This window comes from Amnimonas aquatica (genome assembly GCF_002943415.1).
Taxonomy (GTDB): Bacteria; Pseudomonadota; Gammaproteobacteria; order Pseudomonadales; family Moraxellaceae; genus Perlucidibaca; species Perlucidibaca aquatica_A.
Genome location: NZ_PTQZ01000234.1, coordinates 1 through 2700, shown reverse-complemented (window position 1 = coordinate 2700; position 2700 = coordinate 1). Strand labels below are relative to the sequence as shown.

The following is a 2700-nucleotide window of genomic DNA, read 5'->3' as shown; positions in this document are numbered from 1 at the left end:
AACGCGCCATCTGAGGAGCAAATCATGCAAGCGCATCCTTACTCAATGTTCGACGCGGACAGCGTGACCGCCAAGCTGATTTTCACGCCATGCCCAGGCACTCAGGAGCCCTCGCTGGACGATGCACTGAAGACACTCAAAGCGGCAGGCGCCACCGCTGTCATCACAGTCATGCCAGACAGCGAGCTGGCCAAGAATCAGGTCAGCGACATGAGCTCACGTTGCGCAGCGCAAGAGCTTGCCTGGTTCCATTTACCGGTTGCTGATGATCAGCCCCCTACCGATGACTTTGAAACACTGTGGGCCGCTCAACAGGATGAGATCCTGAGGCGCCTCAAGGCTGGAGAGCGCATCGCCATCCATTGCAAGGGTGGCTCGGGACGTACTGGACTGATCGCAGCCAGCCTACTGATCAAACTCGGCCTGCCGCTCACTCAAGCAACTGCACAAGTTCAAGCACTGCGACCCAAGGCACTGCAACACCCAGCTCATGTGTCATGGATCAGCACCCTCGCTAATCGCTAACTCAATTTTCTGGAGCCTCACATCATGACAATCAAAGTAGGCATCAACGGCTTTGGCCGCATCGGACGCTTGGCACTACGCGCTGCTTGGGAGTGGCCCGAGCTGGAGTTCGTGCACATCAATGACCCCGCTGGGGACGCGGCCACTCACGCTCATCTGCTCAATTTCGACTCAGTACACGGCCGTTGGCAATACGAGGCTTGCAGTAATGCTGATGACATAGTGATCGCCGGCCAACACATCCGCGTCACGAACGAGAAAACCATCGCTGCCGTCGACTGGTCGGGGTGCGATCTGGTCATCGAGGCTAGTGGAAAAATGAAGACCGTGGCCGTACTGCATGACTATCTGGCCCAGGGCGTGAAGCGCGTCGTGGTATGCGCCCCAGTCAAGGAGAAGGGTGCCATCAACATCGTCATGGGCGTGAATCAGCACCTATTCGACCCCGCCGAGCATCGCATCGTGACGGCCGCATCGTGCACCACCAACTGCCTGGCACCGGTGGTCAAGATCATCCACGAGAGCCTGGGGATACATCACGGCTCGATCACCACCATTCACGACCTGACCAACACGCAAAGCATTCTCGATACCCCACACAAGGATCTGCGCCGCGCCCGCGCCTCTAGCATGAGCCTGATCCCCACCACCACCGGCTCAGCAACGGCCATCGCGGAAATTTTTCCGGAGCTGAAGGGCCGCCTCAACGGTCATGCCGTTCGTGTACCACTGGCCAATGCCTCACTGACAGACTGCGTGTTTGAAGTCGAACGCACAACTACAGCCGCAGAGGTGAATGCCTTGCTCAAGGCTGCTGCCGACGGCCCCCTGAAGGGCATCCTCGGCTATGAAGAGCGTCCGCTGGTGTCCATCGACTACCGTACCGATCCGCGCTCTTCGATCATCGATGCATTGTCCACCATGGTAATCAACGGCACACAAGTAAAGCTCTACGCTTGGTATGACAACGAGTGGGGCTACGCCAATCGCGCCGTCGAACTAGCACGCTTGGTCGGACTGGCAGCCTGAGATTACGTCATGAGCAGCACCACCAAACTCAGCCCCGAAGTACGCCAGTATCTGCTGGTCACCGGCAATTACTGGGCATTCACCCTCACCGACGGCGCACTGCGCATGCTGGTGGTGCTGCACTTCCACAGTCTCGGCTACAGCCCGTTGCAGATTGCAGCACTGTTCCTTTTCTACGAGATCTTCGGCATCGTCACCAACCTGTTTGGTGGCTACCTAGGTGCCCGCCTAGGCCTGAACCGCACCATGAATGTGGGACTCGCGCTGCAAGTGGCTGCCTTGCTCATGCTTACGGTGCCAGCCGCAATGTTGACCGTACCCTGGGTCATGGCCGCACAAGCGCTATCGGGCATCGCCAAGGACCTCAACAAGATGAGCGCCAAGAGCTCCATCAAGCTCCTGGTACCTGATAACGCACAAAGCACCCTCTACAAGTGGGTGGCGATCCTGACGGGCTCCAAAAATGCCCTCAAGGGCGTGGGCTTCTTCATGGGTGGTGCGCTGCTCGCGTTGGTGGGCTTTACAGGCGCGGTTCTGGCCATGGCCGGCATGCTGGCCATCATCTGGCTAAGCAGCCTGCTTCTGCTGAAGAAGGACCTTGGCAAAGCCAAGGTTAAACCGAAGTTCAAGGACCTGCTGTCCAAGAGTCGCGCCATAAACGTACTGTCAGGTGCCCGGCTTTTTCTTTTCGGCGCTCGTGACGTTTGGTTCGTGGTGGCACTGCCCGTTTACTTGAGCACCGTCTTTGGGTGGGATTTCTGGCAGGTTGGCGGATTTCTCGCAGCCTGGGTCGTAGGCTACGGCGTAGTGCAGTCANGGGCACTACCACTAGCGGTACTACCTGCCGTCATCGCTATCGGCCTTCAGACAACACTTAACCCTGAGTGGGTGTTGCTGGGGGGGCTGATGATGTTTGGCGCGCTCTTCGCAGTGAACTCATCGCTGCATAGCTATCTGATCGTGTCCTACGCCAAGGCTGATGGAGTTTCGCTGGATGTGGGCTTCTACTACATGTCCAATGCCATAGGCCGCTTGCTCGGCACGGTCTTATCCGGCTGGGTTTATCAAGCGCATGGATTGCAAGCCTGTTTGCTAATATCGGCAGGGTTCATCGCCACCGCTGCGCTGATCTCGACCCGCCTGCCC

3 protein-coding genes are annotated in these 2700 nt (G+C 57.9%); all 3 read left to right on the top strand.

Translation table 11 applies throughout. The annotated features are described in order from the left end of the window. Positions 1 to 525 (top strand): cyclin-dependent kinase inhibitor 3 family protein (locus C5O18_RS08415; protein WP_241146794.1); only part of this gene is annotated, 525 nt, incomplete at its 5' end. Between the two features lie 24 nt (positions 526 to 549). Beyond that, positions 550 to 1554 carry an ArsJ-associated glyceraldehyde-3-phosphate dehydrogenase gene (locus C5O18_RS08410; RefSeq protein ID WP_105193109.1) on the top strand — a complete coding sequence of 335 codons (1005 nt, stop codon included), beginning with the start codon at positions 550 to 552 and terminating at the stop codon, positions 1552 to 1554. Positions 1555 to 1563: 9 nt separating this feature from the next. Beyond that, on the top strand, positions 1564 to 2700 hold a 1137-nt coding region (gene arsJ, locus C5O18_RS08405), incomplete at its 3' end, for an organoarsenical effux MFS transporter ArsJ (RefSeq protein WP_105193107.1).